Source organism: Dietzia sp. DQ11-71, assembly GCF_014144995.1.
Classification (GTDB): Bacteria; Actinomycetota; Actinomycetes; order Mycobacteriales; family Mycobacteriaceae; genus Dietzia; species Dietzia kunjamensis.
The window spans coordinates 1-7,681 of record NZ_JAALDT010000119.1 but is presented as its reverse complement, the minus strand read 5'-3'; the positions used below and the strand labels follow the sequence as shown (position 1 = coordinate 7,681).

The following is a 7,681-nucleotide window of genomic DNA, read 5'->3' as shown; positions in this document are numbered from 1 at the left end:
CGCCATCGCCGAGGGCGAGGACCCCGCCGAGCTGGCCCGCATGTCCGAGGACCTGGTGGCGGCGGCGAGACGGGCCGAGCGCCTGCGGTGAGCGAGGACGGAGAGGCCGGTCGGCCGACAGCGGGGACCACGCCCGTCGCCGCGCTCCGGACGTGGTGGGAACGGTGGCGCCCCTCGGTCACCGGCCTCATCGTGGCCGCGCTGGCGGCGTGGGTCTCGCTCATGCCGTCCCTGCTGCCGCGGGCCTGGTACTACCAGGGGGTGGTCACCGGCGTGTCGATGCTGGTGGGCTACGGGGTCGGCGTCGCTCTGAGGACCCTCTGGCGGCGGGTCGTGGCGCCCCGCATCACCCTCCACCCCGACCTCCTCGCGTTCGGTGACCGTCTCCTGACCTTCGCCCGTCTGTCCGCCCCGTACATCCTGGTGGTCTACCTCATCACGGCCACGGCCACGGCGATCCGCTGGCAGGACCAGGTCTCCGATCTGGTGCGCTCACCCCGCCCGCCCTGGGCGGACTACATGAAGATCCCGTGGGTCGCCCTGGCGATCTTCCTGGGGCTCCTCATCGCAGCCCGCGGCATCCGGGCGGGGTACCGGTGGTCGGCCCGCGCGGTGGGCCGCAGGTTCGGCGTGGGGGAGTACACCGCCCGGCTCACGGGCGTCGTGATGGTGGCGGTCCTCGCACTCGGCGTGGTGCAAGGTGTGGTGCCGCGCCTGTTCTTCGGCGGCGCCAACCGTATCTTCAGCGGGCAGAACAACGAGGACCTCCCCGGCGCGCGACCGCCGACGGCGCCCGAGCGATCCGGGTCCCCGGACTCCGTCGTGGACTTCGGGGACCTGGGCCTGCAGGGCCGACGGTTCGTGAGCGGCGGCCTCGACGGGCAGCACCTGGGGGATCTGTTGGGCGAGGACGCGCCCGAGCCGATCCGGGCGTACGCCGGTCTGGAGTCCGCACCGACCGACGACGAGCGTTCCGCCCTGGTGGTGGAGGAGCTGGAGCGGACCCGGGCCTGGGAACGTGAGTCGGTGGTGATCGCCCCGACCACCGGCACCGGGTGGATCAACCCCCACGCGGCTCAGGCCATCGAACTGCTCTCCGGTGGCGACGTGGCGATCGTGGGCACCCAGTACTCGTACCTGCCCAGCTGGATCTCGTTCCTCGCCGACCGCGAGAAGGCGGAGGTGGCGGGCCGGTCACTGATCGAGGCGGTGGTGACCTGGCGCGACTCCCTCCCACCGGGTCGGCCGCAGCCGAAGCTGTACGTCTACGGCGAGAGTTTGGGCACCCAGGCCGGCGAGGCGGCGTTCTCGGGGATCCGCGATATCCGGGCGACGGTGGACGGGGTGCTCTGGGTCGGCCCGCCCAATTCCAACCACATCTGGCACGCGCTCGTACAGCGGCGCGACCCCGGTACCCCGGTCACCGAGCCGGTGTACGCGGACGGCCTGCTGGTGAGGTTCTCGGAGGATCCCGCGGAGTTCCGCGACGACGACACCCCGTGGATCCCGCCGCACGTCCTGTACGTCCAGCACGCGACCGACCCGGTGGTGTGGTGGACCCCGGATCTGCTGTTCGACCGCCCCGCGTGGCTGGCCGAACCGCCCGGCAAGGGCCGACATCCGGGCATGTTCTACATGCCCGTGTTGACCCTGTTCCAGGTGACCGCGGACCTCGGAAACGCGATCGGCGGGTCGCAGGGCTACGGCCACCTGTACGACCATCAGATCCTCGACGGATGGGCGGCCGCGACGGGACGCGAGGGATGGGACGACGACGAGTTCCAGCGGTTCGCCCGACTGCACGCCACCGCGATGGAGCAGCAGGACCGCGGCTGACGCCCTTTCCCGCCACGGGTCCGCGGTCTAACGTTGCCGCTGAGTGGACAGGGTGAGGAGACCCGGGATGAGCGCCCACACGGCAGACACGCACGACACCATCCGCGTCCTCGGCGCGCGGGAGAACAACCTGCGGTCGATCGACGTGGATCTACCCAAGCGGCGGCTGACGGTGTTCACCGGCGTCTCCGGATCCGGCAAGAGCTCGCTGGTGTTCTCGACCATCGCGGCGGAGTCGCAGCGGATGATCAACGAGACCTACAGCGCGTTCCTCCAGGGCTTCATGCCCACCCTGGCGCGGCCGGACGTGGACGTGCTGGAGGGGTTGACCACGGCGATCGTCGTGGACCAGGAGCGGATGGGCTCCGACCCCCGCTCCACGGTCGGCACCGCCACGGACACCGGGGCGATGCTGCGGATCCTGTTCAGCCGTCTCGCGCAGCCGAGGATCGGCGGCCCCAAGGCGTACTCCTTCAACGTCGCGTCCGCCTCCGGGGTCGGCACACTGAAGAAGGCCGACGGAACCCGGCAGAAGGCCGAGTTCTCCATCACCGGCGGGATGTGCGTCCGCTGCGAGGGTCGCGGATCAGTCTCCGATTTCGACGTCGACGCGCTGGTGGACCGCTCCAAGTCCCTGTCCGAGGGCGCGATCACCGTCCCCGGATACTCGATGGACGGCTGGTACGGCCGCATCTACTCCGGCTCCGGGTTCTTCGACATGGACAAACCGGTGGGGGAGTTCACCGATCGGGAGATGCACGACCTGCTGCGTAAGGAGCCGGTCAAGGTCAAGGCCGACGGCATCAACGTCACCTTCGAGGGCCTGATCCCCAAGATCCAGAAGTCGATGCTGTCCAAGGACGTCGAGGCGATGCAGCCCCACATCCGCGCGTTCGTCGAGCGGGCCGTGGTCTTCACCCCCTGCCCCGAGTGCGACGGCACCCGGCTCAACGAGGGGGCCCGGTCCTCCCGGATCGGGGAGAGAAACATCGCCGACGTCTCGGCGATGCAGATCACCGATCTGGCCGAGTGGCTGCGCGGCCTCGAGGAGCCGTCGGTCGCGCCGCTGCTGGACTCGTTGCAGCACACGCTCGATTCGTTCGTCGAGATCGGACTTGGGTATCTGTCCCTCGACCGCCCCGCGGGCACTTTGTCAGGCGGCGAGGCACAGCGGGTCAAGATGATCCGCCACCTCGGTTCCGCCCTGACCGACGTCACCTACGTGTTCGACGAGCCGTCGATCGGCCTGCACCCCCACGACATCCAACGCATGAACGGGCTACTCCTGCGGCTGCGCGACAAGGGCAACACGGTCCTGGTGGTGGAGCACAAGCCGGAGACCATCGCGATCGCCGACCACGTCGTCGACCTCGGACCCGGCGCCGGCTCCGAAGGCGGTCGGATCTGCTTCGAGGGATCGGTCAGCGGGCTCCGCGGGAGCGACACCGTCACCGGCCGGCATCTCGACGACCGCGCCGCACTGAAGGACAGCGTGCGGGCGGCCACCGGGCGGATCGAGGTGCGTGGCGCGACAGCCCACAACGTGCGAGGCGTGGATGTGGACATCCCCCTCGGGGTGCTGTGCGTGGTGACCGGCGTGGCCGGATCGGGCAAGAGTTCGCTCATCCACGGCTCGGTGTCGCCTCGCGACGGGGTGGTGGCGATCGACCAGGCCGCCATCCGCGGGTCGCGACGCAGTAATCCGGCGACCTACACGGGACTCCTCGAACCCATCAGGAAGGCGTTCGCCAAGGCCAACGGCGTCAAGCCGGCGCTGTTCAGCCCGAACTCCGAGGGCGCGTGTCCCACCTGCAAGGGCGCGGGCGTGATCTACAGCGACCTGGCCATGATGGCCGGCGTCGCGACGACGTGCGACGACTGCGAGGGCAGGCGCTTTCAGGCCGAGGTGCTCGAGTACCGGTTCGGTGGCCGGAACATCGGCGAGGTGCTGGCGATGTCCGTCGCCACGGCCGAGGAGTTCTTCGCCGGGGGAGAGGCGCGGATCCCCGCCGCGCACAAGATCCTCGCCCGGCTCCGCGATGTCGGCCTGGGCTACATCCGGCTCGGTCAGCCCCTGACCACGCTGTCCGGTGGCGAGCGTCAGCGGCTCAAGCTGGCCGCCCAGATGGCCGACAAGGCCGAGGTCTACGTGCTGGACGAGCCGACCACGGGCCTGCACCTGGCCGACGTCGCGACCCTGCTGGCGATGCTCGACCGGCTGGTCGATGCCGGGAAGTCGGTGATCGTGATCGAGCACCATCAGGCCGTGATGGCCCACGCGGACTGGATCATCGACCTCGGTCCCGGCGCCGGTCACGACGGCGGCCGGATCGTGTTCGAGGGCACCCCGGCCGAACTCGTCGCCGGTGCCTCCACTCTCACCGGCGAGCACCTGGCGAGGTACGTGGCTGCGGCGACCCAGCCGGAAACGGTAGCGGGTAGAAAGACCCCATGATCGACTCCGGCGGGTTCCCCGATGCCAGCTCTCCCGACGCCAGCGTCTTCGTCCGCGCTTCCGGACTCGTCGTCGACGAGGTGACCACCACCTCGCTGCGCGGCCACGCGGACCTGGGGGAGGGGCACGTCACGGCGTGGGGGACGGTCCACGGCGGCGTCTACGCGAGCATCGTGGAGTCCGCCGGCGGTGCGGGAGCCGGATTCGCGGTCGCTGACCGGGGGCAGATCGCGGTCGGCGTCCACAACGGCACCGACTTCCTCCGGCCATCCACCGGCGGGCGGGTCGAGGTCTCCGCTCATGCCCTGTTCCAGGGCCGCAGCCAGCAGCTGTGGGATGTCGTGATCAGCCAGGCCGAGGGTGGAGCCGTGCTCGCGCGGGGCCAACTCCGGCTGCAGAACGTGCCCAGGCCGGACACCGTCGCCACGCCCGGACGCTGAGCACTCAGCGGAGCTGCGCTGCCCTGCGTGTGCCCTCGTCACCGAGCCGCATGCCACCGGGATGGTCGGCATCATGCCCGGTCAGGCGGTCCGTCCGAATCTCCTGTGCAGCGCCTGTGTGCTGACACCGAGCACCATGCCGATCTCCGCCCAGCTCATGCCCTGCAACCTGTCGTGCCGCACCGCAACCTATATTGACGACCATGGCAGCCAACCACTACCCGGGAATCGCGTACGGATCGGCGGTGCGGGCCCGGCAGGACGCCGTGGGGGTCACCCTCCCCGTCGACACCGGCGACTTCGCCCTCGAGGGCACCGATGTCGCACTGATCCGGAGCGCCGACCACTTCTCCCTCTCGACCGTCACCGAGTCGGGCTGGCCGTACACGCAGCACCGCGGCGGCCCGGCGGGATTCGTGCACGTGGTCGACGACACGACCCTCGCCTGGGCCGAGTTCCCGGGCAACCACCAGTACGTCTCCACGGGCAACGTGGATCACGACGGACGCGTCTGCCTGCTCTTCGTCGACTATCCGACCCGACGGCGGTTGAAGGTCTTCGGTCACGCGCGCACGGTCGAGCCGGACAGCGACCCCGACCTGATCGACCGGCTCCGGGCCATGGGGGAGAAGAGGTACTCCGGCCGCGTGGAGCGCGCGATCGTGGTGGACGTCGTGGCCGCTGACGCCAACTGCAGCAAGCACATCACCCCACGGTGGAATCGCCGGTACATCGACGAGTTGACCGCGGTGTACAAACGCCGGATCGCCGAACTCCAGGCCGGATCGGCGTAGCCTGCTGCCATGGTCGGTGACCCGCCCAACTTCGACATCAAACGCGAGCGCAGGGACCTCTACAGCGGCAAGGCCGGCAGAGTCGACCTGGTCGAGGTGCCCCCGATGGACTTCCTCATGGTCGACGGGCAGGGGGATCCCGATACCGCGCCGGAGTACAGGGCCGCCGTCGAGGCGCTGTACGCCACGTCCTACGCCGTGCGCGCCGCCGCCCGGGCCGCGCTGGGACGGGTCCACACGGTGGGCCCGCTCGAGGGCCTCTGGTACGCCGACGACCCGCGGGTGTTCACGGCCCGCGACAAGGACGCCTGGAGTTGGACGATGATGATCTGGCAGCCGGACTGGGTCACCCCGGACATCCTGTCCGCCGCCATGGAGAAAGTGACGACGACGACGGTGCCGGAGGCGCACGAGCGGGTGCGGTTCGACGGGTACGCCGAGGGGTCGGCGGTGCAGACGCTGCACGTGGGCCCCTACGACGACGAGGGCCCGATCATCGCGCGGATGCACGAGGAGATCATCCCCTCACACGGGGCGACCCCGTCGGGCCACCACCACGAGATCTACCTCTCGGACCCCCGTAGGTCCGATCCCGCCAGACTCAGGACGATCCTGCGTCAGCCGATCACCATCGGCTGACGCTACTGATCGCCGCGATCGACTCCTTCGAGCGAGGTCACGAGACGCTGGGCCAGGGTCCGCAGCTGGACGAGGTCCTCCTGCGGCATGTCCACCCTGTCCAGCAGGGAACACTGGATCGTCTCGGCTTCGGCGCGCAGCCGCCCGCCGGCCTCGGTGAGGTGCACGTGGACACTCCTCCCGTCGCCGACGGAGCGGGACCGCTCGACCAGTCCGGCATGCTCCAGCCGTGCGAGCAGAGGGGAGAGGGTGCCCGAGTCGAGGAGTAGTCGGTCGCCCAACTGGCGGACCGTCAGCCCGTCCTCCTCCCACAACACGAGCAGGGCGAGGTACTGCGGATAGGTGAGGCCGACCGACGCCAGGGCGTGGCGGTAGGCCGACGTCGAGGCGCGGGAGGCGGCGTAGAGGGCGAAGCAGACTTGCTCTTCCAGTCGGAGATCGGGATCCATCACCCGAGTATCGCCCATTTTTAGGTTGCGCTCAATTAAGTTGCGCGCAACACTACCCCCATGGACAAACTGGACCGGCCCCTGAAGAACTCGCGATCCCGCACACCGGTGCGCCGCCGCAGTGCGGGGGAGGTGGTCCGACATCTCGGACGATGGGCCCTCGGCGCCGCCCTTCTCGGGGCGGGGACCGGGCACCTGACCACCATGCGCGAGGAGTTCCAGGCACAGGTCCCGACGTGGGTCCCACTCGACCCGGACTTCGTGGTCGTCGCCTCCGGCGTGGTGGAACTCGGACTCGGCGCGGCGCTCATCCTCGCACCGGCGCGATACCGGCCGGCGGTGGGCGGCGTGACGGCGGCGTTCTTCGTCGCGATCTTCCCCGGCAACATCTCTCAGTACGTGACGGGCACGGACGCGTTCGGACTCGACAGCGACCGCGCACGCCTCGTGCGGTTGTTCTTCCAGCCCGTCCTCGTCGCGTGGGCCCTGTGGTCCACGGGCGCCTGGCGCGCCTGGCGGAACCGGAACAATCGCTGATCGCGCTGCGTAGACTCCGGCCCCATGCGCTTTGACGAGTTCCGAAGTCACGATGCCCTCGGTCTCGCCGCCCTCGTGCGGCAGGGCGAGGTCACCCCGGGCGACCTGCTCGACGCGTCGATCCAGCGCGCCGACGGTGTCAATCCGCGACTCAACGCGATCGTGCGCCGGCTGGACGGGCCGGCTCGCGCCCGGGCGACCGAGGAACTGTCGGGCCCGTTCGCCGGGGTGCCGTTCCTCCTCAAAGATCTCGGTCAAGACTACCGGGGAACACCCACCAGTGGCGGGTCGCGTCCACTGGCCGACGTACCGGCGACCGAGCACGCGACCGTGGTCCGGCGGTGGTTGGACGCGGGCCTGGTGGTCTTCGGCAAGACCAACACCCCGGAGTTCGGGGCCAAGGGAATCACGGAGCCCGAACTGTTCGGCCCCGCCAGGAACCCATGGGACACCAGCCGCAGCCCCGGGGGCTCCTCGGGCGGGTCCGCCGCCGCGGTCGCGGCCGGCATCGTCCCGGCCGCCGGGGCGAGC

The 7,681-nt window shown here is 70.1% G+C and carries 8 protein-coding genes; 7 read left to right on the top strand and 1 reads right to left on the bottom strand.

Annotated features, from left to right (window positions below; translation table 11 throughout):
- The first annotated feature begins 87 nt into the window (after positions 1 to 87).
- From G6023_RS04850 to G6023_RS04830, 5 genes are all read left to right on the top strand, one after another.
- A complete protein-coding gene (locus G6023_RS04850) occupies positions 88 to 1,836 on the top strand; it encodes an alpha/beta hydrolase (protein WP_182634225.1) in 1,749 nt (582 codons plus the stop codon).
- A 67-nt stretch (positions 1,837 to 1,903) separates the two neighbouring features.
- The gene (locus tag G6023_RS04845; protein WP_182634224.1) at positions 1,904 to 4,291 is read left to right on the top strand and encodes an ATP-binding cassette domain-containing protein; all 2,388 of its coding nucleotides are present in this window, start codon (positions 1,904 to 1,906) and stop codon (positions 4,289 to 4,291) included.
- Positions 4,288 to 4,731 (top strand): PaaI family thioesterase, encoded by a 444-nt coding sequence (locus tag G6023_RS04840; protein ID WP_182634223.1) that lies wholly within the window; start codon positions 4,288 to 4,290, stop codon positions 4,729 to 4,731. Before G6023_RS04845 ends, G6023_RS04840 begins: the two co-directional genes overlap by 4 nt.
- 203 nt (positions 4,732 to 4,934) lie before the next feature.
- On the top strand, positions 4,935 to 5,525 hold the full coding sequence (locus G6023_RS04835) for a pyridoxamine 5'-phosphate oxidase family protein (RefSeq protein ID WP_182634222.1): 591 nt from the start codon (positions 4,935 to 4,937) through the stop codon (positions 5,523 to 5,525).
- Positions 5,526 to 5,534: 9 nt separating this feature from the next.
- Positions 5,535 to 6,164, top strand: coding sequence for a GyrI-like domain-containing protein (locus G6023_RS04830; protein ID WP_182634221.1), 630 nt, complete (start codon positions 5,535 to 5,537; stop codon positions 6,162 to 6,164).
- 2 nt (positions 6,165 to 6,166) lie between these two features.
- Here G6023_RS04830 and G6023_RS04825 read toward each other — a convergent pair whose 3' ends face one another.
- On the bottom strand, positions 6,167 to 6,613 hold the full coding sequence (locus G6023_RS04825) for a MarR family winged helix-turn-helix transcriptional regulator (protein WP_132063300.1): 447 nt from the start codon (positions 6,611 to 6,613) through the stop codon (positions 6,167 to 6,169).
- A gap of 60 nt (positions 6,614 to 6,673) precedes the next feature.
- Here G6023_RS04825 and G6023_RS04820 point away from each other — a divergent pair, with 60 nt between their 5' ends.
- A complete protein-coding gene (locus tag G6023_RS04820) occupies positions 6,674 to 7,150 on the top strand; it encodes a DoxX family protein (protein WP_096905505.1) in 477 nt (158 codons plus the stop codon).
- Positions 7,151 to 7,174: 24 nt separating this feature from the next.
- A partial coding sequence (locus G6023_RS04815; protein ID WP_241727686.1) for an amidase family protein occupies positions 7,175 to 7,681 on the top strand: 507 nt, incomplete at its 3' end.

Excerpts from the sequence above, each read along its gene's own strand:
- G6023_RS04845 (WP_182634224.1), top strand. The coding sequence starts at position 1,904 with ATGAGCGCCCACACGGCAGACACGCACGACACCATCCGCGTCCTCGGC.
- G6023_RS04840 (WP_182634223.1), top strand. The coding sequence starts at position 4,288 with ATGATCGACTCCGGCGGGTTCCCCGATGCCAGCTCTCCCGACGCCAGC.
- G6023_RS04835 (WP_182634222.1), top strand. The coding sequence starts at position 4,935 with ATGGCAGCCAACCACTACCCGGGAATCGCGTACGGATCGGCGGTGCGG.
- G6023_RS04830 (WP_182634221.1), top strand. The coding sequence starts at position 5,535 with ATGGTCGGTGACCCGCCCAACTTCGACATCAAACGCGAGCGCAGGGAC.
- G6023_RS04825 (WP_132063300.1), bottom strand. The coding sequence starts at position 6,613 with ATGGATCCCGATCTCCGACTGGAAGAGCAAGTCTGCTTCGCCCTCTAC.
- G6023_RS04820 (WP_096905505.1), top strand. The coding sequence starts at position 6,674 with ATGGACAAACTGGACCGGCCCCTGAAGAACTCGCGATCCCGCACACCG.